This window comes from Mesorhizobium sp. 2RAF21, from assembly GCF_052115345.1.
In the GTDB taxonomy this organism is placed as follows: Bacteria; Pseudomonadota; Alphaproteobacteria; order Rhizobiales; family Rhizobiaceae; genus Mesorhizobium; species Mesorhizobium terrae.
Genome location: NZ_JBFRGM010000014.1, coordinates 162,658 through 189,187 on the forward strand (window position 1 = coordinate 162,658; position 26,530 = coordinate 189,187).

The following is a 26,530-nucleotide window of genomic DNA, read 5'->3' on the forward strand; positions in this document are numbered from 1 at the left end:
GGCGGGACCAGTATCGCTCAAGCCCGTTGTGACAATTCTCAATTCAGGCGCCCTCGGGGCGCCTTTTTTCTTGAGGGCGCCTGCCGTGGCCTCAATCGGCCAGCACGCGGGTCGACGGGAAGGCGACTTCCACCAGCGTGCCTTCGCCGGGCGTCGAATTGATGGTGAATTTGGCGCGGTTCGCCTCCACCATCGCCTTGGTCAGAGGCAGGCCAAGGCCGGTGCCGTCGCCGCGTCCGCGTTTCAGCGCGTTGACCTGCTTGAACGGCTTCAGCGCGTGCTCGATCTCGGCCTGCGTCATGCCGACGCCGGTGTCGCGCACCCGCATCACCACGTCGCCGGATGTCTCATAGGCGGTGGAAACGATGACCTGGCCGCCGGCCTGCGTGTAGCGCACGGCATTGGACAGGATGTTGAGCGCGATCTGGCGGATCGAGCGCAAATCGGCCACCACTTCCGGCAGGCGCGAGGCGAAGGACGAGCGGATGATGACACGCTCGCGGTTGGCCTGCGGCTGCATCATGGCGACGGCCTCTGCCAGTGCGTCGTTGAGCGACACCGCCTCGTAGTCCATCTCCTGCTGGCCGGCTTCGATCTTCGAAATATCGAGCAGGTCGTTGACGAGGTCGAGCACGTGGTTGCCGGAGCGGTTGATGTCGCGCAGATAGTCGCGGTAGCGCTCATTGGCGATCGGCCCGAACTTCTCGTCCACCATCAATTCGGAGAAGCCGATGATGGCATTGAGCGGCGTGCGGATTTCGTGGCTGATGCGGGCAAGGAAATCGGTCTTCTGCGACGACGCCCGCTCGGCCACGGCGCGCGCCTGGGTGAGGTCTTCCTCGGCCCGCTTCCACTGGGTGATGTCGCGCACCACCGCGCAATAGCCGCTGTCGCCGGGCAGGCGGCCGATGGTCATGAACAGCGGAATGAAGCGCCCCTGCGCCTCGCGGCCGATCACCTCGCGTCCGTCATTGAGCACGCTGGCGACACCATGGTCGGAAAGCCCGGCCAGATAGTCGCGCGCCGCGCGCTGGCTCTCGATGGCGAACAACGAAGCGAAGGGTTTGCCGGCAACCTCGTCGCTGTCGACGCCGAACAGCGCCTCGGCCGGCCGGCTGATCGAGCGGATGGCGCCATCGCGGCCGATCAGCACGACGCCGTCGGTGGCGGTGTCGATGATGGTGCGCATTTCGGCGACGCGCGCCTTGAGCTCGGCCGTATCGGGCTGCGCCGCCTCGCCGAGCGTCGCAGCTGTAATCGGCTGGCCGGTCTCGCCGGACCCGTTCAGCACCAGCATCAGCGCCTTGCCTTCGCCCCACGGCACCGAGCGCAGCACGACGTCGACCGGCGTCTCCTCGCCATTGGCCTTCCTCAGCCGCAGCTTGTGGTCGGCATGGTCGGCCGTGCTGTCGCTTGCATAGGGGGCGGCGAACAATGCATCCAGCCCGCCGGCAGCGCCGAGCGCGGCGAGATTTTCATAGCCGGTCAGCGCCAGGAATTCGCCATTGGCATAATGCAGCACGTCGCCCGAATGGATCAGCAACGGCACCGGCAGCCGCGACAGCAGCGAAGTGTCCGGCTCCTTTTCGCCGGTCGCGAAGGCGGCGGGCACGAAGCCGCCCGCCTGCAGCGGTGGCACCAGGCGCGGCGTGGGCAGCGGTGGCGCCGGTTGGGGGGCCACGGCTTCCTCCGCGTCATCGCGCGGATGCGTCAGGTCGCCGTCGTCCTCCAGCCGGGCAAGGTCTTCTTCTTCATCGTCCTTGCTCGCTTCGTCGCGCCGCGCGGCGTGGCGCTGTCCGGCAACCTTCGCGGCGGCGGCCTTGATGTCGCCGATGTCGTTCAGCGCTTGTGTCTGTCCGTTGTCCTCGGCCACCGGATCGCTGTCCTGCGGCGCGAAGGCCAGCAGCGAACGCGGCGCGGCAGGTTCTGCCACCGGTTCCGCGGCCGCCCCGCCCTCGTCCGCCCCGGCGCCGTCGAGCCGGGTTAGATCGGCGATGTCCTCGGCCTCCTGCGCCTCGGTCAGCGCGGCGCTGTCGTCATCCTCGTCGGCGGTTGTCGCTTCGTCTGGCCGGGCAATCGCCTCGGCAACGACAGCGGTCGTTTCTGCCTCGGAAGAGGTGTGTTTGCTTTCAGTTGGCGCGACGGTGATGGCCGCCTCGGCCGTCACCGCAGCCTCCGCCGCTTGTTCGGCCTTGACGGTGTCCACGGCCGTCGCGGGTTCCGCCGTGTTGATGGCTCCTGCGGCCTCGACGATATCCGCCGCGACAGGTCGTGCGCGCTCGACCGGCTTTATGACCTCGCCTTGGCCGGCGGGCGCATCGGCGCCGTCCGCCTGCCGCATGGCGATCGCATTGTCCGCCTGCGCGGTTGCGGGGGCAGGCGGGTCTTTCGCCGGAGCGGCTTCGCCTCGGCCGGCCTCGGAACCCAGCACGCCGTCCTTCTTCAGCCGTTCGCCGATCTCGCGGAAGGCGCTGCGCTCCAGTGTCGAAAGGCCCTTGTCGTTGGCCGCCGGCCGGTGTTCGGCCAGCCGGATCACCTTGTCGCTGAAGCGGCGCTCTGGGGTCGGCGTGATGGTCAGCGCCGGCGCCTCGCCATGGAACGGGTTCTGTCCGCCGGTGGTCATCGGCGCGGCGTGCGGGGGCTCCTGCGGCCTGGCCGTCGCTTCGTGTGTGGTTTTGGCGGGCGCTGGCGGGGTTTCGGATGCCACCCAGCCGGGTGTCAGCGCCAGACCGACCTTCTCGTGATCCTCGGTGGCGTCCGCCGGCCTTGCGACGCCGAAGCCGCGAAAACCTTCGAACGTGCGGTTGCGGTCGTAGACGGGTAGGGCGGCGAGATCCACCGGCACCTTCAGGCTGCTGCCGGCGATCGGCCAGGCGACCGAGCGGCCCGACCATGTGTCGCGTCGTTCCAGCAGGCCGGCGATCTCGCCGGACGGGTCGAAGCCGAATGTGGTGGCGACATCCTTGAAGCGCCGGCCGATGACATCGGCGGCGGCCTCGCCAACGACGGCGGCGAATTCCGGCGAGATGGCGCTGAAGTGGCCGGCGGCGTCGGTGCGCCACACAAAGCGTACCGGTGTGGTGTTGCGTTCGACCGGTTGCGACGCCGGAACTGTCTCATTCTGCACCGGGGCAACCGGCGTCGTACCATCGCCCTGGGCGGCTTCGGCGGCCTTGTTGGCGTCGCTGAAATACCAGCGGTCGTGCTGGTGTTCGCCGGCCGTCGTCGAAACGCTGTCGTCGGCCGCCCGCCAGCCTTCGGCGGTCGTGGCCCTTGGCCGATCGCCCTCGGATGCGGTCTGGCTTGCCGGCGCCGGCTGGGTTGCGCCAGCCTCGGTGCCTTCGTCGATCACCACCAGAAGGTGGCGCGCCGGTTCGTCGGTCAACCGGGCGATGCCGGCCGGATAGGAGCTTTTTGCAGCCGGCACTAGCCGCTTCAGCACGCGATCCTGCTCGCGCGCGACATCGGCGACGAGCGCGCTGAGCGTCTGCTCGGTAATGCCAAGCGCCGAAAATCCTTGCGAGGCGGCCTCGACGCCGCCCTTGCCGTCGATGAAGGCGAGGAACTGGCCGTCCGCCTTGAAACCGCTGATTGCACGCGTGGCGATCTCGGCGGCGTTATGGGAGGCGCCTTGCGTGGCCGGCAGGGCAAGCATGATCGCCGCTTCGCCGTCGGGCATGGTGAGCGCGCTGGCCAGAAAGCCGACCGCATTGCTGGTCATGCCTGCCGCCAGCCGCACCAGCAGCGCGCGGTCGCTGCCGATGGCCGGGAAGCCGGCGGTTGCCATGATCTGGCGTCGCGCCACCGGCGGCAGCCCGGCCGGCGCGCCGATGGCGGCCTCGACATCGGCATGGCCGAACAGGGCGGCTCCGGGCCCGTTTGCCCACAGCACCTGCTCGAGGTCGGCCGACAGGACGACGATCGCGTCGCCGCTGGCAAAACGCGATCGCACGTCATCAAGGACGGCAACATCGAGGAACGAATAGTTCTCGGACGGCATGCGCTCTGGCTATCCTCCAAGGAGATGGCCGCGGTTAATGCTTCGTTAATAAATGGGAGCCGCCGCAACGTCCACAAGCGTAAGGCGAGCCCACTTGAATAATAGGGCTCGTGGTTAACGGCATCCCTATGTTTCGCTTCGATAATGTTGCATTGCAGCAGAAATGTTGCGTTGCACAACAAAATGCGCTATACCCATCTCACACATGAACGAGACGGCACGTCGAATGTGTCCGTCCACCCTATGAGGATGGAAAATGTCCAAGACCAAGACCACCGAGACCGTTGAATTCCCGACCTTCGACGCTTCGCAGGCCACCGACCAGATCCGCGCCTTCGCCGAGAAGGGCGTCGAGCAGTCGAAAGAGACCTTCGCCAAGCTGAAGACCGGCGCCGAAGAAGCCAAGAAGGCCTTCGAGACCAGCTACGAAACCGCCAAGACCGCTTCGAACGACCTGTCGCTGAAGGCGATCGCCACGCTGCGCACCAACGCCGAAGCCAATTTCTCGCATCTCGAGGCCCTCGTCGGCGCCAAGTCGCTGTCGGAAGTCGTCGAGCTGCAGACCTCCTTCCTCCGTTCGCGCGTCGAGACCGCCGTCGAGCAGGCCAAGGATTTCCAGGCCGCCGCCTCGAAGGTCGCCGAAGAAGTCGCCAAGCCGTACAAGACCGCCTTCGAGAAGGCCATCAAGGACGTCAAGGCGGCCTGATTGCCGGAAGATGCGGCGAGGGCTTGCAACGCTGTCGCCGGCTTCCTAGCTGAACAGGACAAGAGTTTCTCCGGGGCGGATCCTCCTCCCTTCTTCCCCGGAGAGCAGCCGGCACCTCCTCCCGCCGGCTCAAATTGGGAAAAAGGCCGGCACCTCCTCCCGCCGCCTTTTTCTTGACCGTTTGCCGGGGAGGAACATGGGTGCGGATGAGCGTCGTTTTGCTTTTGCAAAAGCCTTGAATTACGATCCGATTGCCCGTATGCACGCTTCGCCGAACGATGGAGCACGGCTGACAGAAGTGGGTCACTCGTTTCGATCGTTGACGGGCACGCGTGCCGTTGTAGCTCAGATGGTTAGAGCGCCGGATTGTGGATCCGGAGGTCGCTGGTTCGATCCCAGCCAACGGTACCATTCCTCTCGCCGGGTGGATGCCCCGCACGACAATCGCACAGTTCAGAACTTGTTCTTTGGTACCGGCCCGGTTGCCGCAAGCGCGCGACTCGGCTTCAATTGGATAGGGAATACCGACTGCCTGGCTGCGGCCACGGCGTGATCGGCACAGACCGAAACGGGTAATTCAGAATGAGCGTACACGCCATCGAGTTTCTGCAGGATTGGATCGGCAAGGAATGCTGCGCCCCATCCGAAGCGGTCAAGCTCGACAAGCATGCCGAGACGCTGGCCAAGCGCTGCGCCGCCAAGGCCGCCGAAGCCGGCATTCCGCTGGAAGACCTCCAGGAAGAAGTCGGCGACATCCAGGACCTGATCGCCTCGCGCCTCGAAGAGGCCGTCGAAGCGGAAACGGCCGCCGACAAGGCGGCGTGAGCCTGCCTCCTTCTCCCGTGGGCGGGGAAGGGCACCACCGTTATCGGGGTTAACGATGCCACTCGGCCGGGTCGTCATCTACGCCAGGGATGTCGAGGAAACCGCCCGCTTCTACGAACGGCATTTTGGCTTCACGGCAACCCGATTGCCCGGAGACAGGATTGTCGAGCTTGTCGCCAGCGATGGCGGCGCCAACATCCTGCTTCATCAGGCCGCAAAAGGTCAGCGCAGCGGTCAGTCGATCGTCAAGCTGGTCTTTGATGTCGAAGACGTCGAACTGTTCTGCAGGCAACGCGCCGCAGACGGCCTCGATTTCGGCACGATCCATAAGGCCGACGGCTATCTGTTCGTGAACGCGAAAGACCCTTGCCAGAACTCCATCTCGGTTTCGAGCCGGGCCTTCCGAAAAGATAGCTGAGAAGTCTGCCTGCCCCGCAGGCTTAAAACAACGATCCCTGGCCGCCAGCGCCCTTGTCCTTGGGCGAGGCTTTGGCCGGCCTGGGCGTTGCAGGGCCGGGTGTCGGACCGGCGCCATCGGCCGTTGCATGCGCCGAACCGTCGGCGAAGCGCAGTTCCAGCGCAATGCCGGGCGTCACCTCCGCAGCGCGCTTGACCAGCGCACCGGCGCTGTCGAGCACCAGCGCATAGCCGCGCTCCAGGATCGCCTGTTCCGACAGTTTCAGCGTCGAAAGCAGCCGGTCGGCCTGGGTGAGGCGGGCGCGCAGCCGGTCCAGCCGCACCGTCATCGCCTGCTCCTGCCGCCGCGCCAGCGCGGTCAGCGTATCGCCCTGCAGCTTCTGCCGCCGCGCGATCGGCGCCGGCGACAGCCGTGCCATCGTCCGCGCGAACCGCGCGCGGCGCTCGCGCACGATGCCAAGGAAGGCGGCCTGCGCCCTGGCGAGGTCGCGCGAAGCCAGCCGCCGTGCCTCGGCCATGCGCCGCGACAGCGTCGCCGGCGTCAGCCGGATCGCGACGAGGCGACCGCGCTTGCGCTCGATCGACACCGCCAGCGCGCGGGCCAGCCGGTTTTCCGCCTCGTCGAAACGGCGTCTCGGCAAGGCCAGCAACTGGTCGGGCGAGGGCAGCGCGCGGGCCGCCGCCCGCGCCGCCTGGCGCCGGCGGTCGATGCCGCGGACCAGCGCCGCCGCAAGCCGTGCCGACAGGCTTGCCAGCGTCGCCTCCAGTTCCGCTCTCACCGGCACGGCGATTTCGGCCGCGCCCGTCGGCGTCGGCGCGCGCACGTCTGCGGCAAGGTCGATCAGTGTCCAGTCGGTCTCATGGCCGACCGCCGAGATGACCGGGATGTCGGAAGCGGCAACCGCCCGCGCCAATCCTTCGTCGTTAAAACCCCAGAGGTCTTCCAGGCTGCCGCCGCCGCGCGCCACGATGATCAGGTCCGGCCGCGGGATCGGCCCGCCCGGCTCCAGCGCGTTGAAGCCGTTGACGGCGGCCGTCGCCTCGGCGCCGGCGGTCTCGCCCTGCACGCGCACCGGCCACACCACGACGGTGAGCGGGAAACGGTCGCGGATGCGGTGCAGGATATCGCGGATCACCGCACCGGTCGGCGAGGTGATCACGCCGATGACCGAGGGCATGTAGGGCAGGAGCTGCTTGCGGGCGGGATCGAACAGGCCTTCGGCGGCGAGGCGGCGCTTGCGCTCCTCCAGCATCGCCATCAGCGCGCCGGCGCCGGCGGGTTCCAGATTGTCGATGACGATCTGGTATTTCGACGAGCCGGGATAGGTGGTGAGCTTGCCCGACGCGATCACCTCCATGCCCTCCTCGGGGCGGAAGCGCAGCTTGTTCATCGTGCCCTTCCACACCACGGCTTCCAGCCGGGAGCGGTCGTCCTTCAGCGCGAAATAGGCATGGCCCGACGAATGCGGGCCGCGATAGCCGGAAATCTCGCCGCGCACCCGCACATTGCCGAACGTATCTTCCACCGTGCGCTTCAGCGCGCCGGAAATCTCGCTCACCGTATATTCGGTGGCGTTGGTGGGTCTCGAATCGTCGTCGAAGAATTCGCTCATGCGCCGATTGGCGCGCTGGATGGGGAGTGGGTCAAGCCCTTACCCGCGTTGGCTGCACGGGTGAGACTGGACCACACGATTGCCATGGACGCCCCAAGGCTCCAAGTCTACCCATGCGTGCCAAGGAGCACACCCCATGAACATCCAGCAATCCAGGCCGGCGGCGGCCGCGCCTGTCGCATCGGGCCGGCCCAGCGAACGGCCCTTCGAGGCGCTCGACTACGGCCTCTATGCGGTGACGGTGGTCGCCTGGAGCCTGTCGTGGTTTGCCATCGAATTCCAGGTCGGCCGCGTCGCCAACGAAGTCACCATCGTCTGGCGCTTCGCCATCGCCACTGTCCTGATGTTCGGCTGGGTGGCGCTGAAGCGGGGCCAATTGCGCTTCGCGCCGGCCGAGCATCTGCGGTTCGCGGCACTTGGCGTGCTGATGTTTTCGTCCAATTTCCTGCTGTTCTATTACGGCGCCAGCTATCTGGTCAGCGGGCTGCTTTCGGTGGTGTTCTCGCTGGCCTCGGTCGTCAACATGCTGTTGGGCGCCGTGGTGATGCGCGAGCGGCCGTCGCCGCGCATCCTGGCCGGCGGGCTCATCGGCTTCGCCGGCATCGCGCTGATGTTTTTGCCGGAGGTCGCCGCCCACGGTCTTTCCGGCGGAACGCTTATAGGCCTCGGTCTTTGCGTGGCCGGCACGCTCTCCTTCTGCGTCGGCAATTTGATTTCGGCGGGAGGCATGCGCAACGGGCTACCGCTGATCTCGATGAATGCCTGGGGCATGCTCTACGGCACGCTGTGGTCGGCCCTTCTGGCGTTCCTGTTCGGCCGCACCTTCACCATAGACCCGAGCGTTACCTATCTCGGCTCGGTGCTGTTCTCGGCGGTGGTGTCCACTGTTCTGGCCTTTGCCGCCTATCTGACGCTGCTCGGCCGCATAGGTGCTGCCCGCGCCGGCTACGCCACGGTGATGTTCCCGATCTTCGCGCTGCTCATCTCCACCACGCTCGAAGGCTATCGCTGGACCGCCTTCGCCATCGCCGGCCTTGTCCTGGTCGCCATCGGCAACGTGCTGGTGGTGCGCGGCGGCAGGCGTTAGCTCGGCCTACCAGCCCGGCATCACCTGGCTCGGCTTGGTGCGCTTCATCTTGGTGAAGGCCAGCGAGGCGAAGTCGAAGCTGCCGGTCTCCTCGGTTATCGGCACGGTGATGTTGTCCAGGCTTTCGGCGATGTGGCGGGCCAGCGCCTCGACGATCTCGGGCCGGCTGGTCTGGCCGCGCATCAGGCCAATGCGGCAGTCGGGCAACTGGCCGAAGCCGTCGGCCTCGCCAAGCACCCGCATGCCGGGCCTGAGCGCGCATTCCGGCAGCACCGAAATCGCCAGCCCCGACAGCACGGCGGCGGCGATGACGGTGGCTGAGAAGGAGGAGAACAGGATGCGATAATCGCGCCCCATCTCGTCCAGCACGTCGCAGGCGGCGCGCCGCCAGATGCAGTTCGGGCGGCCGAAGGCCATCGGCAGGACATCCTGCTCATGCGTGGCGTGATTGGTCGAGGTGACCCACAACAGCGGCTCGCGCCGCACCACTTCCGACTGGCCGCGCGCGTCGTTGTGGGTGACCAGCGCCAGATCGAGATTGCCGCGCTTGATGTGCTCGGCAAGGCTGGGCGTCGGCTCGCAGGTGACAGTCAGTTCGACGCGCGGATTGGAACGGGCGAAACGCGCCATGATCTCGGGCAGGAAGCGGTCGGCATAATCGTCCGGCGTGCCGATACGGATGGTGCCTTCCAGCCGGTTGTCGTCGAAGGCGGCCAACGTCTCGCGGTTCAGGTAGAGCATCCGGCGGGCATAGGACAAAAGCCGGTCGCCTTCCTCGGTCAGCTTGTTGGAGCGCCCGTCCTTCTCGAACAGCGGTTTGCCGATCCGCTCCTCCAGCCGCCGCATCTGCATCGACACCGCCGACTGCGTGCGGTGCACCTCCTCGGCGGCGCGGGTGAAGGAGCCGGTGTCGGCGATCGAGATGAAGGTCTGCAACTGGTCGAGGTCGAGCGGCGCTTTCATCGCTTCCATCCATCATCAGAGTTGATGATAGAGATTAAAAACATTCGTTGGATTAATCAATCGCCGCGTGCGATTCAGTAATCGTCCACATGAAGGCATGTGAATCGGGTCCGTCCCGCCGCGCTCCCGGCGGCGGTGCGACGGTCCGCGCCGTCAAGATTGAGGAGAATGACCATGACCGCATACGACATCGCCCCTGAGAGCGCGCGCATCACCGCGACCCCGGCTGCCGCGACGCGTGTGTACAATCGTGCCGTCGGCTATTACCGCGCCTGGAAAAATCGCCGCGCCTTCTATCGCCTCGGCGAAATGTCGGACGCGGAACTGGCCGATATCGGCCTGACCCGCGCCGATCTCTTCGTCGCCGTCGACCTGCCGTTCGGCAGCGACCCGACGGTGAAGCTGCGCTCCATCGCCGGCCTGCGCGCCGCCTCCGTCGAGGAACTGGCGCGCAAGGTGGCCTGATATCCCGCACGCCCGGGCCTCCAGCCGGGCGATGCAGAGTTGCTGCAGGCTTCCCACACTCCCTGCCGGCACGACCCCGCCGGCCGCCTGCGCATTGCCCGGTCCTCCCACGGACCGGGCTTTTTCTTTTTGGGCCGCACCGTTCCTTCTCCCCTTGTGGGAGAAGGTGGCCGAGCCGGAGGCGAGGTCGGATGAGGGGGTGAGAACCCGGTTCGCCATAGGCGAATTGAAAGGTCCGGTGGACCTTTCAAAGGGTTCGAACGCCCGAGGCTATGCCGAGGGCTGGGACAAAGCTGTGATCCTGCCCCTCGCTGGCTCGGGGGCGTTCGAAACTCGAAAAGCCAAGCAATTGGCTTTTCGTCCGCTACGCGGACCGTTTCTCACCCCCTCATCCGTCTCGGCGCTTTGCGCCGAGCCACCTTCTCCCGCAAGGGGAGAAGGGGAGTTTCGCATCTGGAGTTTCACACCACCGGCGGGTTGAGCCGGGCGAAACCTTCCTGGCGGTGGTAGGGGAAATGCGGGTAGGGCGCCGTCACCGTGCTGGCCGCATCGAGCGTCGCCACCTGTTCGGGCGTCAGCGACCAGCCGACGGCGCCGAGGTTCTGGCGCAGTTGCTCCTCGTTGCGCGCCCCGATGATGACGGACGAAACCGTCGGCCGCTGCAGCAGCCAGTTGATGGCGATCTGCGGCACGCTTTTGCCGGTTTCCCCGGCGACCGCTTCGAGGGCGTCGACGACGCGGTAGAGATGCTCGTCCTCCACCGGCGGCCCGAACTCCGCGGTCTGGTGCAGGCGGCTGCCTGCCGGAATGGGATTGCCGCGGCCGATCTTGCCGGTCAGCCGGCCCCAGCCCAGCGGGCTCCACACCAGCGCGCCGAGGCCCTGGTCCTCGCCCAACGGCATCAGGTCCCATTCATAGTCGCGGCCGAGCAGCGAATAATAGACCTGGTTGGCGACATAACGTGGCCAGCCATGGCGCTCGGCGACAGCCAGCGATTTCATGATCTGCCAGCCGGAGAAGTTGGAGACGCCGACATAACGCAGCTTGCCGGCGCGAACCAAGCCGTCCAGCGTGGCAAGCACCTCCTCGACCGGGGTATGCGCGTCGAAGGCATGCAGCTGGAAGATGTCGATATGGTCGGTGCCCAGCCGGCCAAGGGCCTGGTCCACCGCTTCGATCAGCCGGGAACGCGACGAACCCCATTGATTGGGGCCGTCGCCCAGAGGCAGGCTGGCCTTGGTCGAGATCAGCACCTCGTTGCGCCGTCCCTTGATCGCCTCGCCAAGCACCGTTTCGGAGGCGCCGTCGGAATAGACGTCGGCGGTGTCGAACAGATTGACGCCGGCCTCCAGGCAGATGTCGACCAGCCGGCGGGCTTCCTCGACGCCGGTGTTGCCCCAGGCGCTGAACAGCGGGCCGGCGCCGGCGAAAGTGCCGGCTCCAAAACTCAGGACGGGAACCCTGAGGCCGGATTTGCCGAGATTGCGGTATTCCATGAAATGTCTCTCCATCTGTCGATGATGGCTAGATAGAGGCCCGTCATTTCATGAACCAGCGTGGCGAAAGGCACAGGATTTGTGAGGTGAGTTCACAACACTCTATCTCCCCCCTTGCGGGGGAGAATGGATTTTCACGATCTTAGCCGGAGCAGGCCAAAGGCCGTCGCGAGGCTAAGTCGTAGAAAATCCAAGAGAGGGGATTTTCAGCTGAGGGGCCACTTGCTCCCTCGAATGGCGAAGTCGAAATTCAGCTCGGCGAGGATTGGGCTGAAAATCCCCTCTCTTGCGATTTCTAGCACTTAGCTGCGCCGCCCTGCGGGCGTGCTCGCTAAGATGCTGAAATCGCTTTCTCCCCCACAAGGGGGGAGATAAGGGCGCCGCGCCGCTCGCCTACCGCCGGTTCATCCCTTTCAGGAACTGGTCGAAGATCGTTTCCACGCCCTGCTGGTAGTCGTCGCGTTGCTGGCGGCCGGTGTCGAACATCTTGCCGAAGATGTCGTCATAGGGATTGCGCGGCCGCCCGCTCGGGTTCGGCTCGGGTTCCGGCGCGCGTTGCGGGGCTGGATCGGGGGTCCCAATCGGCTGCCCGCCACCCAGCATGTCCTGCAGGATCTTGCCCCAGGGATTGTTGTCGCCAAACGGGTTCTGCGGTTGCGGCTGCTGCGGCGCCTGCTGCGGCGCGCCGCCGCCGAACATGTCCTGCAGCACCTTGCCGAGCGGATTGTCGCCCAGCGGATTGTTGCCGAACGGATTTTGACTCTGCGGCGCCTGCCGCTGCTGCGGCTGGCCACCCATCATGCCGCCGCCCATTCCGCCACCTTGCCGCATCATCTCCTCGATGATCTGGCCGAGCGGGTTGCCGCTGATGCCGCCACCACCGCTGAAGCCGCCGGCCTGCATCTGGTTGGTGGTCTGCTTGAACAGCCCGCCCATCACCATCGACGCCAGCACGGGAAGCATCTGCTGCAGCACCTGCTGGCCGACGCCGCTGGCCTGCGCCGCCTGCGCCGCCACCGCGCGCGACAGGTCCTTGGAGCCGAACAACTGCCCCAGCACATCGTTGCCTTGCTGCACGCCCTGCGGCGAGAAGGCCTGCGCGGCATTGTCGAAATACTGGCCATATTGGCCGGTGGCCATGGCGCTCATGAAATTGCCGACCCCATACGGGTCCGCCGTGTTGCGCTTCAGCCCCTGGCTGAAAGCCGGCAACAGCGCCTCCACCGCCGCCTGTGTCTGCTGCTGGCTCAGATTGAACTGGCGCGCCAGCGCCTCCATGCCGTTGCCGTTCTGCGACTGGTTGAGCATGTCGAACAGATTGAGCATGGGGTCCTCCGCGGCGGCCATTCGCCGTTGCGGAGCGTAGTTCGTTTTAACCGCCGGTTGAAGTGGACTTTTGCCGCCGCACCGTTATCTCCCCCCTTGCGGGGGAGAAAGCGATTTCAGCATCTTAGCGAGCACGCCCGCAGGGCGGCGCAGTCTAAGTGCTAGAAATCGCAAGAGAGGGGATTTCCACCCCAATCCTCGCCGAACTGGATTTCGGCTTCCCCCATTCGAGAGAGCAAGTGGCCTCTCGGCTGAAAATCCCCTCTCTTGGATTTTCTACGACTTAGCCTCGCGACGGCCTTCGGCCTGCTCCGGCTAAGATCGTGAAAATCCATTCTCCCCCGCAAGGGGGAGATAAGGGCGCCTTGCTTCAGTACGCATACTCCAGGAAAGCCGGCTCGATCGAGCCGCCCCAGCGCGTGTGGTAGGCCGAAAGCATCTCTTCGGCGCTGGTGGTGCCGCGCGCCACCACTTCGTCCAGCGTCGACAGGAACGAGGTTTCGTCGAAGCCGTCGCGATTCAACTTGTTGCGGTTCTTCAGGCCCTGCCGGGAGATCGCCAGCACCTCTCGCGCCACCTCTCGCAGCGTCGTAGAGCGGAACGGCGCGCCGATGCCTTGCTCGGGCACGGCGTCGCGCATCGCCTTGACTTCCGCATAGCTCCAGTCGCGCGTCAGCGCCTCGGCGGCGTCGAGCGCGGCGCCGTCATAGAGCAGGCCGACCCAGAAGGCCGGCAGCGCGCAGATGCGCCGCCATGGCCCACCATCGGCGCCGCGCATTTCCAGGAACCGCTTCAGGCGCACATCCGGGAACAGGGTCGACAGGTGGTTCGCCCAGTCGCCCATGGTCGGCATGCCGTCCGGCACTTCCTTGCGCGCCGCCCCCGCCATGAACTGGCGGAAGGTGATGTGCGTCATGTCGTGGTAGCGGCCGTCGCGGATGACGAAATACATTGGCACGTCGAGCGCCCATTCGACATAGTCGGCAAAGCCGAATTCGGGCGAGAAGCAGAATTCGAGCAGGCCCGAGCGCTGGTTGTCGGTGTCGCGCCAGATGTCGCCGCGCCAGCTCTGCAGCCCGTTCGGCCGTCCTTCGGTGAAGGGCGAATTGGCGAACAGCGCCGTCGACAGCGGCTGCAGCTTCAGCGACACCTGCATCTTGCGGCGCATGTCCGCCTCGCTCTCGAAGTCGAGATTCACCTGGATCGTGCAGGTGCGGTACATCATGTCCAGGCCCTTGGTGCCGACCTTGGGCATGTAGCGGGTCATGATGTCATAGCGCGATTTCGGCATTTTCGGCGTTTCGGCCAGCGTCCATTTCGGACTGCCGCCAAGGCCGAGGAAACGGATGCCCATCGGCTCGGCGATCTCGCGCACTTGCGCCAGATGCGCGTTGCCCTCGCGACAAGTCTGGTGGATCGTCTCCAGCGGCGCGCCGGAAAGCTCGAACTGGCCGCCCGGCTCCAGGCTGATGGCGCCCTGTCCGGTCGGCTCGACCAGGCCGATGATGCGGCCCTCGTCCAGGATCGGATCCCAGCCGAGCTTGGTCTGCATGCCTTCCAGGATGGCGCGGATGCCGCGCTCGCCGCCATAAGGCACAGGCGCGTGGCCATCGACATAGAAGGGGAACTTTTCGTGCTCGGTGCCGATGCGCCAGTCGGCGCGCGGCTTGTTGCCCTTGGCAAGGTAGGCGGCGAGTTCGCCAAGACCCTCGATGGGCTGTGAATCGGTGGTGTCGCGTGCCATGTCGCCCTTTCTGGCTTTGATCGCAGGATCGCCGCGCGGCTTGAATGAACGAAATGTCAGTAGGGGAGCAAGCAAAAAATCCTGAGCCAATCGTCAACAGGATTTGATCGGCCGCGATTCATGGCCCGGCAGGCGCCAGGACCGGCCCTTGCGCAGCCCGCACCAGCGAGGCGGCGGCCATGCCGGCGGTCTCCATATAGGAGGGGTCGCGGTTCAAAAGCACGGTGGCGAAGGAACCGTCGAGTAGCAGCAGCACCTGCCGCGCCGTCTGTTCCGCGGCTTCGATGCCCTCGGCCTCGAAAACCGTCTTCAGCCAGGCTTCGAAGTTCTTCTTGTGGGCAATGCCGATGCGGATCGCCGGGTGGCCCGGCATGTCGGCGAGTTCGGCGGCGGTGCGCAGGAAGCCGCAGCCCTTCCAGGCCGGGCGCCGCGCCGCCGCCGCCAGATGCTGGAAGATCGCGGCGACCTTGTCGGCGAGTTGGCCCTCGCTCTCGGTGAACCAGTGCCTGAACAGCCCGAGATTGGGCTGGTCGCGCCGCTCCAGATAGGCGGCGATGAGGTCGTCCTTGCTGGCGAAATGGTAATAGAGCGTGCGCTTGGTCAGTCCGGCCTTCTCGGCCACGGCATCGACCGAGACGGCGCGAATGCCCTGGCCGTAGAACAGTTTGGATGCGGCGGCGACGATGCGCTCGCGGGTGGTGTTGGCGGTCGGTTTCATGGTCGATGTATACCGACTAGTGAGTGTAACAACAAGCCGCTCCGGTCTATGCAGGATCCACGTATTTCGCGTCCCGAAAGGATCGGCAATGTCCATCATCGCGCCCGTCCAGGAAGCCCGGCCGCTGGAGATCGCCTGCGCCGACGGCGTCGTTCTAGGCGGTCATTTTTGGCAAAGGGTGCGCGGGGCGCCGGCCGGCACCGTCATTGTCAATCCGGCCACCGGCGTGCTCGCCCGTTACTATCATCATTACGCCCGCTTTCTCGCCGCCCACGGCTTCGATGTCGTCACCTACGATTATCGCGGCATCGGCGCCTCGCGTCCGGCGAGCCTCGGCGGCTGTGCCTATCGCTGGCGCGATTGGGGTGAGAAGGATTTCGAGGCGGCGCTGGCCTGGGTGCGGGCGCGGGACGCCTCGGCACCCGTCTTCGTTGTCGGCCACAGCGTCGGCGGCGCCTTGCCGGGGCTGGCGCGCGGCGCCTCGAATATTCGTCGCCTGCTCTCGGTCGGCGGCCAGTTCGGTTGCTGGCGTCACTACGCGCCGGCGCACCGCACGCGACTTTTCCTGAAATGGCATGTCGCCATGCCGGCGCTCACCGTACTGTGCGGCTATTTCCCCGGCCGTCGGCTCGGCTGGCTGGAGGATCTGCCGGCCGGCGTCGCCTATGAATGGAGTTTCCGCCGGTCGCGCCTCGAAGACAATTATCCGGAAGCGGAGCGTGAAATGATCCTCAGGCGCTTCGATGCGGTGACGGCGCCGATCCTTGCGGTCACCCTGTCCGACGACGCGATCGCCACCGTGCCGGCGATCCGCGCCGTGCTCGAGCGTTATCGCGGCGCGCAGCGCACACAGGTGCTGCTTGACCCGGCCGATCTCGGCCAGGATGCGGTCGGCCATTTCAGCCTGTTCCACAGCCGCCACGCCAATGGCTTCTGGCTGGATACGCTGTTGTGGCTGCGCGACGGCATCAATCCCTGGCCGGACAAGGAGGTCGTCGGAGATTGAGGCCTGTTTGCCGCTGCCCTGCACCGTTGCGGGAGAAAAAGAACGGAGTGTCTTCGATGCCTGTTTTCCTGAAGGCCGCGGCAGGATAGATTGCGTTTCGTGGGCACCGTCCTGCTGATCCAGACAACGAAGCGCGCTGCATCGACCGGCACCGTCCGGAGTGTGGAAGCGGCTTCGCAAGCAGAGGTTCCACGATGAACGATATCGCCGATCACGGCGTCCGCTTCGGACGCATTGCTCCCATGGTGCCCGTAAAGGACATCGGCAGGGCGCTCGATTTTTACACCAGGGTCCTCGGGTTCACGAAGACCTTCGAGAACGGCAATCCCGTCGGTTTCATGATCCTGGAGCGCGATCAGGGGGAACTGCATCTGACCCTGCAGCCAACCCACAAGGCTGCTGTTTTCAATGTCGCCCATCTGCTGGTCGACGACGTTGACGCTCTCCACGCCGTTTGCAAGCAGCACGGGGTGAGGATCATCAAGAGCCTGCAGGACAAGGACTACGGCTTGCGGGCTTTCGTGTTCGAGGACCCGGACGGAAACCGCATCGATGTCGGCCAGGTGATCTGAGGCGGGTCGCGCGGGCGATCGGCTCTTTCGGCCTCTCATGGGGCCGTCAACGACTTCGCTTCAGTCGAGGCCGGAAGCCTGAGGCCCCCTTTTCCCTTCTCCCCTTGTGGGAGAAGGTGGATCGGCGCTCTAGCGCCGAGACGGATGAGGGGTGTTGCAAGAAATGAGGCTGAGCAAACGGCTTCCGTGACACCATTCCCGAATGTGGAGCGGCGCACTCCGTCCAGCACCCCTCATCCGACCTCGCCTTCGGCTCGGCCACCTTCTCCCGCAAGGGGAGAAGGAGAAGCTACCAATCCCCTATCGCCGCCTGCATCACCGCAAGGGCCGCAACGGCGGCCGTGTCGGCGCGCAGGATGCGGGGTCCGAGCGGAATGGCGGTGACGAAGGGCAGCGCGCGCAGCAACCGGCGCTCGTCGTCGGAGAAGCCGCCCTCGGGGCCGACCAGCAGCGCCAGCTTTTTTTCCGAAATTTTCTGAAGTGCGGGCAGGGGATTGTTGGTCGAGGCGTCCTCGTCGCAGAACACCAGCCGCCGTTCCTTGTCCCAGTCGCCAAGCAGCCGCTCCAGCTTCTGCGCCTCGCGCACCTCAGGCACCGCCAGGATGCCGCATTGCTCGGCCGCCTCGACGGCATTGGCCTGCATGCGCTCGGCCGTGATCTTGCCTTGCGTGTGCTGGGTCATCACCGGCTGCAGGATGCCGGCGCCCATTTCGACCGCCTTCTGCACCAGATAGTCGAGCCGGCCGACCTTCAGCGGCGCGAAGCAGTAGACGAGGTCCGGCAGTGGCGGTTGCGGCCGCTGCAGTTCCCTGCCGGTCAGCCGCACCGCCTTCTTCGACTTCGCCGTGAGCGCCGCCGTCCATTCGCCGTCGCGACCGTTGAAGACCAGGATTTCCGCGCCTTCGGAAAGCCTCAGCACATGCATGAGATAATGGCTCTGCTGTGGGGTGGGCTCGAATTCGGCACCGGCGGAAAGGTCGTCGGGCACGAACAGCCGTTGCATTTTGTAGTTGGCGCGCATGGCCGAGCAATGCGGCAGCCGGCCCCCAAGGTCAAGCCACCGCCAGCGACGCCGCGACGTCGCTTTCGCCGCTGCCCGGCGGGCGCGGCGGCCATAGTCTCGGACGCTCGAGCACTTTGAATTTGCGCATCGTGCTTGCCGAAAACCGATTCCGGTTTTCGGGCCGATGCACAAGCGGAGGAGAGACGAGCATGACCGGCATATTGCGCGGCGGCTGCCTGTGCGGCGGCACCGCCTACGAATTGCGCGGCGAGCGGCGTCCGGTCGTAGCCTGTCATTGCGTGCAATGCCGCAAGACCTCCGGCCACTATGTGGCGGCAACCCAGGTCGCCGCCGACGAAGCCGTCATCACCGGCGACACACTGACCTGGTTCCGCTCGTCGGACATCGCCGAGCGCGGCTTCTGTTCGGTCTGCGGTTCCAACCTGTTCTGGCGCAAATTCGGCAGCGACCGGCTGTCGGTGTGGGCGGGCACCATCGACGGACCGACCGGCCTCAGGATGGAAAGCCAGCTCTATCCCGAATCCGCCGGCGATTATTACGATCTGCCGGACGTGCCCTCGATCGAGCAGGCGACGTTGAAATAGCGCTCAGTCGCTGATGCGCGTTGCCGGCCCTGGTTCGAACCAGTGGTGCTTGCGGCGGGCGCGGAACAAGGTCGCCGGTGGCGCGAAATCCGGTTCGGCAAAGCAGCCGACCGAAACCGAGACCGCGCCCGGCAGGCCCTCGCCGGTCATGAACACCAGCGCCCCGCAGGTCGGGCAGAAGGTCTGTTCCACCCAGCGCCCCGGACCGCCCGTTCGCCGCCAGCTGCGCCGCTCCCCTTCAATTTGCACCACCGCTTCGTCGACGAACACGGCCCGGTAGGAAAAGGCGGTGCCGGTTGCGCGCTGGCATTCCAGGCAGGCACAGGCGTAGACGCTGCGCGGCTCCCCGGAAACGGTGATGCCGAGCCCGCCGCAGCCGCATTGCGCGGTCCTGGTTTTGGTCTTTGCCGATTGTTCCGCTGGTTTCACACTGTCCATTCCTGCCGCCATCCCGTCAGGAGGTTTCGGGCCGGTCGCTTTCTGCGCCTTGCCGCAACGGGCCTGTGCCCGTACCTCTCGTTGAAGCTGATCGTGGTGATAGGTCGACCCCGGACCGAGGGTAAATTACGCACTTTGAAGTAAGTGCCGCCCCGGCTCGGAAGCGGAGGGAAACATGAAACGTCTCGATACCGACGAATGCGGTTTCGCTACCGCGCTGAATGCCATCGGCGGCAAATGGAAGCTGGAGATCCTGTGGGAGGTCACGCTTGCGCCGCGCCGGTTCGGCGCTTTGCGGCGGCTGTTGCCAGGCGTCAGCGAAAAGGTTCTGGCCCAGCAGCTTCGCGAGATGGAAGCCGATGGCCTGGTCTGGCGCCAGGTGTTTCCCGGTGCGGTGCAGAAGGTCGAATATTCGGTGACGGATGTCGGCCGCACCCTCAACGAGGCGGTCGGCGTGATGTCGGCCTGGGGCAAGGCGCAGGAGCGCCGCATGGTTCTGCACCCGGTCGTCGTCGCGGAAAAACCGCGTCCGCTGATCCGCCTGCGCGCATGAATGGCAGCCGCTTACCGCAAGGTAGGCGCTTACATTCCAGTCAGCGCTAACATCATTGTCAGTAATTGCATGTCGGCGCGGCATGCATAATTTCCGCCCCTCGACGCGATCGGCCAGTCGGCCGCGCACCATTCGAGGAGACAGTCATGTCCGACCAACAGCATCCCGCCGCCGGGCGGCCGGCCACCGCGCCCGACCCGAGGCGCTGGCAAGCGCTGGCGCTGCTCTGCGCAACCTATTTCATGGTCTGCCTGGACGGGCAGATCGTCATTCTGGCGCTGCCGTCGATCGAACGGCAACTGGGCTTCACCGTTGCCGGCGTTCAATGGGTGATGAGCGCCTATATGCTGACGCTGGGTGGCCTGCTTCTGCTCGGTGGCCGCATGGCGGACCTGCTCGGCCGGCGGCGCATGTTCATCGCCGGCACAGCCCTGTTCCTCGCCGCCTCGCTGCTTTGCGGCCTTGCCCGCGCGCCCGAGTTCCTGGTTGCGATGCGCATTCTCCAGGGCATCGCCGCGGCGATCATGACGCCGACTGCGCTGTCGATCCTGATGACCACGTTCGAGGAAGGGCATGAGCGCAACAAGGCGCTCGGCTTCTGGTCGGCAATGGGCGCGAGCGGCGCCACGGCGGCACTTGTCGTCGGCGGTCCGCTCAACGACTGGCTGGGCTGGCAGTGGGTTTTCTTCATCAATGTTCCCGTCTGCCTCGCCCTGCTGGCGTTCAGCCCGTTTCTGCTCAAGGAGAGCCGCGACACCTCGCATGGCCGCGGCTTCGACGTCGCGGGTGCGGTCACCGTCACGGCCGGGCTGATGGCGTTTGTCTATGCCATCGTCGAGGTGCCGCAACTGGGTTGGACCCATGTTAACACCCTTGCCGCCTTCGGCGCTTCGGCCTTGCTGCTTCTGCTGTTTGTGGTCATCGAGGCACGTTCAGCCTCGCCTTTGGTGCCGTTGCGCATCTTCCGTTCGGTGCGCCTGGTCGGCGGCAATCTGGTCGTGCTGCTCGCCGGCATGATCGTCTTCGGCATGATCCTGGTGCTGTCGCTCTATCTGCAGAAAGTGCTGGGTTATTCGGCGTTGCAAGTCGGCGTCAGCACGATGATCTATTCCGCTATCGCGATCGTCATGTCCTACTCTTCGGGACCGATCGCGAGCCGCATCGGCGCCCGCCCGCTCGCCGTCATCGCCATGGCATTGATGGCAGCGGGCTGCCTGTTGCTTGCCAGGGCAGGCGGCAACTACTGGATCGACATATTGCCCGGGCTCGTCATCTTCGGCCCCGGCATCGGCGCGGCGGTCGTGTCGGGTTCCATTGCCGCCCTGTCGGATGTCGCCGAGGGCGATTCCGGCCTGGCATCGGGCATCAACAGCGCGGCCTTCCAGCTCGGCGGTGCATTGGGCGTCGCGGTCGTGGCGACCGTCGCTGTGTCCTGGAGTGGCGGATCGGATACGGTCGCCGCCCTGACCACGGGCTACCAGGCCGGTTTCCTGGCCTGTGCCGTCCTGGCGGGGATCGGCGTGCTCGTTGCGCTGTTCCTGCCTGGCAAGGCACCGGCTGGCGCCGCGACCTCGGTCGTCCACCTGGGTTGAACAATCCCGGAAAAAGGTGAGCGGCCGATTTCCGTCTGGAATTGCGCCGAACAAGCAGAGCGGGTCGTCGTCTCGGCGAGGCGCTGATCCACTCTAAGCCGGCCCCGCGCTCGCGTGCCAGACGGGCGCGAAGCCGGCTTTCAGCACCGCGATCGTCGTTGGCGGCGTGATCAGCGCGAGCGACGTTCCGCCTCTTGTTGCCGTCTCGACGCCGACCGGCTTTTCGTACCCGGCAAAGCTCCAGCGTAGCAATTCGCCGCTGCGTACGGCAAAAGGCACGCCGCCGATGGCGACCATCGCGCCATCGGGCAGCTGTGCGGTTTCTTCGGCCCGGATCGACGGCAGCGGCTTGCGCGACGAGGCGAAACGCTCGTTATGCAGGCGCGCATCCACCTGCGGCGCGCGCGGCTCGGCGATGCCGAACGCCTGGCCGAACCGGCCGAGGAACTCGCTGGCCCGCGCCCGCTGGCAGAAGAAGCAGGGCCGGTGCCCGGCGGCGAGCGCGGTCGGCTCGTCGAGGAAGAACAGCTCGGTCCAGCCCGGTTTGCCACCCGGTCGGTTGCGCCCCATCGGCTCGCGCTTGCGGCCCTGATAGTCGCAGAGGCAAATGATCCAGGCCGGCAGCGCCCAGCGCTTGTTCAAGAGCGTCTTCGTCGCCGGATCGTGGATGATGCCGCGGTTGCCGGTGAACAGTCCGCGCTCGGCCACGGCATGGATGGCGCCGAAGGGATCGACCCGGTTCTGCAGTGGCATAGGCTTTTTCCCTCGCTGTCAGCCGCCGGCGCTTGGCCGGCACGATGCCGCCATGTTACCCCGTCGCGGGGTTCATTCCTGTCAGGATGGTCATGCGGGTCCTTGTCGTCGAGAATTATCAGAACACCGGCCTCGGCAATGTCGGCGCCGCCCTTGCCGAAGCCAAGGCCGAACTCGATGTCCGCCGGCCCTATCTTGGCGAGGAATTGCCCAGCGATGCCAGCCAGCACGACGCGCTGGTCATGTTCGGCGGCGGCCAGAATGCGCTGGCCGACGACACCCATCCCTATTTCCCGGCGTTGCTCGACCTGATCCGCGATTTCGAAGCCAGGGATCGTTCCGTGCTCGGCATCTGCCTCGGCAGCCAGCTTCTGGCGCGCGCCTTCGGCGGCACCAACCAGGTTGGCGGCGCCACCGAATTCGGCTGGTGCGGTGTCACCCTCACCGAAGCGGCGAAATCGGATGCGGTGCTCGGCGCCATGCCGGTGGCTTTCCCGATCTTCCAGTGGCACGACGACACGTTCTCGCTGCCGCCGGGCGCCGTGCGCCTGGCCGGCAGCATGGTTGCCGAAAACCAGGCCTTCCGCCTCGGCCGCGCCGTCTACGCCTTCCAGTTCCATTTCGAGGCGGATCGCGCCGTGGTCAACCACTGGTCGACCGCCTTCGCCGAAACGGTTGCGGCGCGCTGGCCCGACTGGCCGCAACGGTTGGAGGCCGAGACCGCGCGCAACGGCGCGCTGGCCGACCAGTCGGGTCTTGCCATCGCACGCGCCTGGGTCGCCACGATCTAGCTCCAGTCCCGCCCGTCGAAGCGACCTTCCGTTGCGTTCGCGTGGCAAATTTGGCACGCCGGCTGAAAACCGCTGTGGACGGCGCTTTTCGTGCTTGGTCTGTGTCCGGCTCATTTCCTAGAAGGCGGCAGCTGGCTTGCCGGCGCGCTGTGCCACTGTGGCACAAGCGTCACACGGCCCGCAAAGAAGACGCGCAAGGCGTCCGAATTCGACGAGAATTTGAGACGAACTGTGAGTTTCAACACATTCGTAACCAGTCGGTCGCAGGACAATACAGAAGGCTCAACCAGAGATGACGTCCGTGAAAGCAGCGCTTCTGTCCTTTGTAATGCTGTCCGCCATTGTCGTATGCGGCCTGGGCATCTACGCGGCCGACGCCGCCAACAACCACATCGCCGTTGACGGCTATGGCGTGGTCTCCGCCTCGCACTGATCTTTTTGACAGCTGCCGTTCGCACCGGTTTCCAATGGCGCGAAACCGCCGGCATCTGCCGACGAGCGACCTTGTGGCGCTCGCGGATCGATCCGTCCCACCCTCGAAACTCGACGCCGCGCCTGTTCTGGCGCTAGGATGAGCCTGTCATCAGGGCTCGCGGCGACGCTTGCGTCGCCCGGCATGCGTCGACCGACCGGGGGAAAAGGTTGAACGCCGCGCATCTTTTGCAGTTCTCGTCCGAACGGCTGCCCGGACAAAAGCGCCTCGACGCCTGGCGTGAGGTGTTCAGCCGCGCCGTGCTGAAAAGCGACGTCACCCCCGTCAACCAGGACGAGCCATTCCACGCGCGGATGGCGTTGCAGCACTTGCCGGGCCTGTCGATCACCTGGGGCAGCAGCTCCAGCCTGCGCATAGAGCGCCCGCCCGGCCTCGTCGCCGATGGCGACGACGATCTTATCCTGATCCTGTCCCTGGCCGGGCAAGCGACGGGCCAACAATGCGGCAGGGAGTTGCAGCTTGAACCGGGCGGCGCGGTGCTTTGGGCGAACGGTGTCCCCGGCCGTTTCCGCTGCAGCCAGAACTATTCGCTCACCCAGTTGAAGCTGCCGGCGCGGGGGCTGCAGACTATGGTCCGCGATGTCGAGGGCGCCGTCATGCGCCCGTTGGATCGGCGCGGCAAGGCGCTGGCCGTGCTTGCCGGCTATGTCGCCGCCTTGCGCCTCACGCTGGACCGCACGGCGCCCGAGGCGCGGCTCATGTTCGCCACCCATATTCGTGACCTGGTGGCGCTGACCCTGGGCGCCGATGCCGATACCGCCGACCTGGCGCGCCGTCGCGGCCTGCGCGCCGCCCGGCTGGCTGCGGTCCGCGCCTATATCGCCGAAAACCTCACGCGTCCCGATCTCGGCGTGCGCCAGGTCGCGGCCAGGCAATCCATCAGCCCGCGCTACCTGCAGATGCTGTTCGATGCGGAAGGAACCACTTTTTCGGAATTCGTGCTCGAGCAACGCCTGGCGCGTATCCATCGCCTGTTGACCGACCCGCGCCTGGACAAGCTGCCCATCGGCGTCATCGCCCTCGATGCGGGCTTCGGCGATCTTTCCTATTTCAATCGTGTCTTTCGCCGCCGCTACGGCGCCACGCCGTCCGAGATCCGCGCCGCCGCCGCGCGGGAAAATAACGACGGCTAGTAGCACTTCGCCCCAGGCCGGATTTCGCTTCGCGCCAGCCCAAGCGCGCAGTCGGTGCTGCGATTATCGTCCGTCATCGATCGCGATTCAGCGGAGAGACGACTGCCGATGGGGGGATTTGACGCGCGATGGCCGCTGGGCCGGCTGGGCTTTGCCACCTGTGTCCTGTTGGCGGCCTGGCTCGGCCAGGCCGTGGCGCAAGCGGTCTGGAATGGAAGCACGTCCGCGAATTGGTTCGATGGGGCCAATTGGAATGGCGGCGCCGCACCCACCGCTCTCGACCCGGTGACCATCGATGTCGTGGCGCCCAACGGCACCGTCTTCAACGCACCGGGTTCTTCCATCGATATTCAGAGTTTGCTTGTCGGCCGATTGGCACAAGGTTCTCTGGAGATATCGGAGGGCGAACTTAAAGTCGCCGACTATGGGGCGATCGGCAGCCTGCCGGGGGCGAACGGGTCGGTGCGCGTCCGCGGCGCGAATTCGACCTTTGATGTCAACAACGGCCTTTACGTGGGCGAACTGGGTGTCGGCACGCTCACCGTCGAAGGTGGTGCCCGATTGCAAAATGAAGCAGCCGTGCTGGGCTACTTCGCCGGCGGGGTTGGTTTTGCAACGGTCAGCGGCGCCGGATCGATGTGGTTCAACGAAGACAATCTCACGATTGGTCAAAACGGCGAAGGACACCTTACCGTCGCCGATTCCGGTCAAGTCTTGACCAACAACAGTTCGACTATTGGTCGGCAGCTGGGTTCTCTGGGGCAGGTGACTGTGACCGGCGCAGGCTCATCTTGGCTCACAGACAACGAACTGCTCGTCGGTTCGCAAGGAACCGGGCGGCTATCTTTGGAAAATGGTGGCGTTGCTGTCAGTCTGACGGCTGTCGTTGGCGCGCAATCGACGTCGACCGGCTTCGTCAGGGTCGACGGCAGCGGCTCGGCATGGGCGGTCACCGAGGGCATTGGTCTCGGCTTCGCCGGCGCCGGGGAATTGGAGATAACCAATGGCGGCAAGGTCACGGCGGATTACCTTTTTTCGGGGTCGGAGAATGGGGCAAGCGGCCGGATCTTTGTCTCCGGTGCCGGATCGCTGCTGGAAACGGCTCATGGAATTGGCCTCGGTTATGGGGGGGCCGGGAGCCTGACCGTCGCGGACGGCGCCGTCGTCCGCTCAACCGGAGAGGAAACGATCATCGGCGTTGCGGTGGGCAGTGGTGGCGCCGCGATCGTCACGGGAGCCGGCTCGCTTTGGCAAAACAGTGCGTTGCTCGTCGGCAACTTCGGCAATGGTACGGTGACCGTCACCGACGGGGGGCGGATTGCCCTGGCTTCCGTCCTCGACATCGCCGTTAAGCCCGGTTCGAGCGGAGTTCTCAACATCGGTGCGGATAAAGGCGAGACGGCGATGGCACCGGGGTTTGTCGACGCTGCCCTCGGCATCGAGTTCGGCGACGGAACGGGCGAAATCAATTTCAACCACACCGCCTCGAACTATCTGTTTTCCCAATCGATCGTCGGCAATGGCTTGATCAACGTACTCGCCGGGCGAACGGTGCTCACCTCCGACGCAAGCCTTTTCACCGGTGAGACTGTGGTTCTGGGCGGCGCGCTTTCCGTTGACAGCAAGCTTGGCGGCACTCTCCTGGTCGGCACTGCCGGCCGGCTGGAAGGAGGAGGACAGGTCGGCTCCGTCACTGTTGCCGGCACCGTCGCGCCTGGCAATTCGATCGGGACGTTGAACGTGGCGAGCAACATCGCCTTCGATCCGGGCTCGACCTACTTGGTCGAAACCAATGCGGCCGGTCAGTCCGACCGCATCGCGGTGACCGGCACGGCGACGCTTGCCGGCGGTACCGTCTCGGTTTCAGGCCCGCTGCAGCTTGGCCATCGCTACACCATCCTGACCGCCGGTGGCGGCGTTGCCGGCACCTTCGCGGGCCTCTCGGCCGCCGCCGGCTCGCCGTTCCTGGCACCGGCGCTGGCCTACGATCCGAACGCCGCCTATCTCGATGTCGTCCGCAGCGGGCTCGCCTTCGCCTCGGCCGGCCAGACGCCGAACCAGATCGCCACGGCTTCGGCACTCGACGGCATGAGCCTGGACAATCCCCTGATCGGCGCCGTCGCATCGCTGTCTATCGATCAGGCTCGTTCCGCCTTCGATGGCCTGTCGGGTGAGGTGCATGTCTCGACGGTGACGGGGCTGATCGAAGACAGCCGGCTGATACGCGCGGC

At 65.7% G+C, this 26,530-nt stretch carries 23 protein-coding genes, 1 tRNA gene and 1 pseudogene; 15 read left to right on the forward strand and 10 right to left on the reverse strand.

The window, feature by feature from the left end; translation table 11 throughout:
* Nucleotides 1-91 precede the first annotated feature (91 nt).
* Nucleotides 92-4,000: a sensor histidine kinase gene (locus tag AB4136_RS23155; RefSeq protein WP_137900259.1), complete on the reverse strand. Its 3,909-nt coding sequence runs from the start codon at nt 3,998-4,000 to the stop codon at nt 92-94.
* Between the two features lie 256 nt (nt 4,001-4,256).
* On the opposite strand from AB4136_RS23155, the gene AB4136_RS23160 reads away from it, so the two are divergent.
* The 4 genes from AB4136_RS23160 (at nt 4,257) to AB4136_RS23175 (ending at nt 5,949) form a co-directional block, all read left to right on the forward strand.
* Nucleotides 4,257-4,706 carry a phasin gene (locus tag AB4136_RS23160; protein ID WP_024927107.1) on the forward strand — a complete coding sequence of 150 codons (450 nt, stop codon included), beginning with the start codon at nt 4,257-4,259 and terminating at the stop codon, nt 4,704-4,706.
* A gap of 334 nt (nt 4,707-5,040) precedes the next feature.
* Nucleotides 5,041-5,117: transfer RNA gene (locus AB4136_RS23165), tRNA-His, on the forward strand.
* A 171-nt stretch (nt 5,118-5,288) separates the two neighbouring features.
* Nucleotides 5,289-5,531, forward strand: coding sequence for a DUF768 domain-containing protein (locus AB4136_RS23170; RefSeq protein WP_024927108.1), 243 nt, complete (start codon nt 5,289-5,291; stop codon nt 5,529-5,531).
* 55 nt (nt 5,532-5,586) lie between these two features.
* Nucleotides 5,587-5,949 (forward strand): VOC family protein, encoded by a 363-nt coding sequence (locus tag AB4136_RS23175; RefSeq protein ID WP_024927109.1) that lies wholly within the window; start codon nt 5,587-5,589, stop codon nt 5,947-5,949.
* 22 nt (nt 5,950-5,971) lie between these two features.
* Here AB4136_RS23175 and xseA read toward each other — a convergent pair whose 3' ends face one another.
* Nucleotides 5,972-7,561, reverse strand: a complete 1,590-nt coding sequence (gene xseA / locus AB4136_RS23180) for an exodeoxyribonuclease VII large subunit (protein WP_024927110.1) — start codon at nt 7,559-7,561, stop codon at nt 5,972-5,974.
* A 136-nt stretch (nt 7,562-7,697) separates the two neighbouring features.
* Here xseA and AB4136_RS23185 point away from each other — a divergent pair, with 136 nt between their 5' ends.
* The gene (locus AB4136_RS23185; RefSeq protein ID WP_024927111.1) at nt 7,698-8,648 is read left to right on the forward strand and encodes a DMT family transporter; all 951 of its coding nucleotides are present in this window, start codon (nt 7,698-7,700) and stop codon (nt 8,646-8,648) included.
* 6 nt (nt 8,649-8,654) lie between these two features.
* On the opposite strand, the gene AB4136_RS23190 is transcribed toward AB4136_RS23185, so the two are convergent.
* On the reverse strand, nt 8,655-9,611 hold the full coding sequence (locus tag AB4136_RS23190) for a LysR substrate-binding domain-containing protein (protein WP_024927112.1): 957 nt from the start codon (nt 9,609-9,611) through the stop codon (nt 8,655-8,657).
* Between the two features lie 174 nt (nt 9,612-9,785).
* Between AB4136_RS23190 and AB4136_RS23195 the strand changes: the two genes are divergently transcribed.
* Nucleotides 9,786-10,076: a DUF1127 domain-containing protein gene (locus AB4136_RS23195; protein WP_024927113.1), complete on the forward strand. Its 291-nt coding sequence runs from the start codon at nt 9,786-9,788 to the stop codon at nt 10,074-10,076.
* A gap of 461 nt (nt 10,077-10,537) precedes the next feature.
* On the opposite strand, the gene AB4136_RS23200 is transcribed toward AB4136_RS23195, so the two are convergent.
* From AB4136_RS23200 to AB4136_RS23215, 4 genes are all read right to left on the reverse strand, one after another.
* Nucleotides 10,538-11,572 (reverse strand): aldo/keto reductase, encoded by a 1,035-nt coding sequence (locus AB4136_RS23200; RefSeq protein WP_024926357.1) that lies wholly within the window; start codon nt 11,570-11,572, stop codon nt 10,538-10,540.
* A 393-nt stretch (nt 11,573-11,965) separates the two neighbouring features.
* On the reverse strand, nt 11,966-12,898 hold the full coding sequence (locus AB4136_RS23205) for a DUF937 domain-containing protein (protein ID WP_024927208.1): 933 nt from the start codon (nt 12,896-12,898) through the stop codon (nt 11,966-11,968).
* A gap of 370 nt (nt 12,899-13,268) precedes the next feature.
* On the reverse strand, nt 13,269-14,642 hold the full coding sequence (locus AB4136_RS23210) for a glutamate--cysteine ligase (RefSeq protein ID WP_024927210.1): 1,374 nt from the start codon (nt 14,640-14,642) through the stop codon (nt 13,269-13,271).
* 118 nt (nt 14,643-14,760) lie between these two features.
* On the reverse strand, nt 14,761-15,360 hold the full coding sequence (locus tag AB4136_RS23215; RefSeq protein ID WP_024927211.1) for a TetR/AcrR family transcriptional regulator: 600 nt from the start codon (nt 15,358-15,360) through the stop codon (nt 14,761-14,763).
* Nucleotides 15,361-15,448: 88 nt separating this feature from the next.
* Between AB4136_RS23215 and AB4136_RS23220 the strand changes: the two genes are divergently transcribed.
* Both AB4136_RS23220 and AB4136_RS23225 read left to right on the forward strand, forming a co-directional pair.
* A complete protein-coding gene (locus AB4136_RS23220; RefSeq protein WP_024927212.1) occupies nt 15,449-16,366 on the forward strand; it encodes an alpha/beta hydrolase family protein in 918 nt (305 codons plus the stop codon).
* Nucleotides 16,367-16,560: 194 nt separating this feature from the next.
* A complete protein-coding gene (locus AB4136_RS23225; protein WP_137900258.1) occupies nt 16,561-16,938 on the forward strand; it encodes a VOC family protein in 378 nt (125 codons plus the stop codon).
* 289 nt (nt 16,939-17,227) lie between these two features.
* On the opposite strand, the gene AB4136_RS23230 is transcribed toward AB4136_RS23225, so the two are convergent.
* Nucleotides 17,228-17,959 carry a 16S rRNA (uracil(1498)-N(3))-methyltransferase gene (locus AB4136_RS23230; RefSeq protein ID WP_024927214.1) on the reverse strand — a complete coding sequence of 244 codons (732 nt, stop codon included), beginning with the start codon at nt 17,957-17,959 and terminating at the stop codon, nt 17,228-17,230.
* A gap of 191 nt (nt 17,960-18,150) precedes the next feature.
* Between AB4136_RS23230 and AB4136_RS23235 the strand changes: the two genes are divergently transcribed.
* On the forward strand, nt 18,151-18,546 hold the full coding sequence (locus tag AB4136_RS23235; protein WP_024927215.1) for a GFA family protein: 396 nt from the start codon (nt 18,151-18,153) through the stop codon (nt 18,544-18,546).
* 3 nt (nt 18,547-18,549) lie between these two features.
* Here AB4136_RS23235 and AB4136_RS23240 read toward each other — a convergent pair whose 3' ends face one another.
* The gene (locus AB4136_RS23240) at nt 18,550-18,984 is read right to left on the reverse strand and encodes a GFA family protein (protein ID WP_024927216.1); all 435 of its coding nucleotides are present in this window, start codon (nt 18,982-18,984) and stop codon (nt 18,550-18,552) included.
* Nucleotides 18,985-19,159: 175 nt separating this feature from the next.
* Between AB4136_RS23240 and AB4136_RS23245 the strand changes: the two genes are divergently transcribed.
* Both AB4136_RS23245 and AB4136_RS23250 read left to right on the forward strand, forming a co-directional pair.
* Nucleotides 19,160-19,537: a winged helix-turn-helix transcriptional regulator gene (locus tag AB4136_RS23245; RefSeq protein ID WP_024927217.1), complete on the forward strand. Its 378-nt coding sequence runs from the start codon at nt 19,160-19,162 to the stop codon at nt 19,535-19,537.
* Nucleotides 19,538-19,683: 146 nt separating this feature from the next.
* A complete protein-coding gene (locus AB4136_RS23250; RefSeq protein WP_024927218.1) occupies nt 19,684-21,129 on the forward strand; it encodes an MFS transporter in 1,446 nt (481 codons plus the stop codon).
* Nucleotides 21,130-21,222: 93 nt separating this feature from the next.
* Here AB4136_RS23250 and AB4136_RS23255 read toward each other — a convergent pair whose 3' ends face one another.
* Nucleotides 21,223-21,882 carry a hypothetical protein gene (locus tag AB4136_RS23255; RefSeq protein WP_024927219.1) on the reverse strand — a complete coding sequence of 220 codons (660 nt, stop codon included), beginning with the start codon at nt 21,880-21,882 and terminating at the stop codon, nt 21,223-21,225.
* A 92-nt stretch (nt 21,883-21,974) separates the two neighbouring features.
* Here AB4136_RS23255 and AB4136_RS23260 point away from each other — a divergent pair, with 92 nt between their 5' ends.
* The 4 genes and pseudogenes from AB4136_RS23260 to AB4136_RS23275 form a co-directional block, all read left to right on the forward strand.
* Entirely contained in the window at nt 21,975-22,673 is a 699-nt protein-coding gene (locus tag AB4136_RS23260) for a type 1 glutamine amidotransferase (protein ID WP_024927220.1), read from the forward strand.
* Nucleotides 22,674-22,965: 292 nt separating this feature from the next.
* The gene (locus AB4136_RS23265) at nt 22,966-23,106 is read left to right on the forward strand and encodes a hypothetical protein (RefSeq protein WP_162531498.1); all 141 of its coding nucleotides are present in this window, start codon (nt 22,966-22,968) and stop codon (nt 23,104-23,106) included.
* A gap of 209 nt (nt 23,107-23,315) precedes the next feature.
* Nucleotides 23,316-24,299 carry an AraC family transcriptional regulator gene (locus AB4136_RS23270; protein WP_024927221.1) on the forward strand — a complete coding sequence of 328 codons (984 nt, stop codon included), beginning with the start codon at nt 23,316-23,318 and terminating at the stop codon, nt 24,297-24,299.
* Between the two features lie 108 nt (nt 24,300-24,407).
* Nucleotides 24,408-26,530: pseudogene (locus AB4136_RS23275) on the forward strand (hypothetical protein); the annotation flags it as partial.